Source organism: Gluconobacter sp. P1D12_c, from assembly GCF_018812105.1.
Lineage (GTDB): Bacteria > Pseudomonadota > Alphaproteobacteria > Acetobacterales > Acetobacteraceae > Gluconobacter > Gluconobacter oxydans_A.
The window spans coordinates 1-461 of sequence record NZ_JACSIQ010000441.1 but is presented as its reverse complement, the minus strand read 5'-3'; the positions used below and the strand labels follow the sequence as shown (position 1 = coordinate 461).

General features: G+C 49.0%; 1 protein-coding gene. It reads left to right on the top strand.

Annotated features, from left to right (window positions below):
* Nucleotides 1–42: 42 nt before the first annotated feature.
* The coding region (locus tag KP705_RS17570; RefSeq protein ID WP_215765211.1) for a hypothetical protein at nt 43–461 on the top strand (419 nt) is incomplete at its 3' end.

Here is a 461-nt window from a genome sequence, read left to right as displayed (position 1 = left end):
GGCGATGGTTCAACACAAGACCGCCAAGACTGGTGGTCTCGGATGGAATCCGTAGGTCGTTCATATACGAAATTAGAGGCCCAAAGGGTCATCAAAGCTCAGTCATATGATGGGGGGTATTATCCTCGTTCATGGCTTGGGCATGTGTTCCATCTGGGGTGGTCTGTTGATGATATCTGCTGGCTGATATCTGCTGACTGCAAGCACCTTGGGCTTATAGCTCGGGATTATTCTGCTGATGAGAATCTGCGTTTTGCGTGTCGTTCGGAACAGGAAGACAGGCGACGCTTCAGGCTTCCTGCTGGTGGTTTAGAATACGTTCCAGAGGTTAAGGAAGCGAAGGAATCACGCGGAGAGATTTTTGATGCAGGACCGTCTGAGAATGGGTGTGAGTCATCTTCTCGGATAGGTTTTTATGAGCTTCTTCGTCGCAACAGTGGGAACAAGGTTGATGTGTTTAA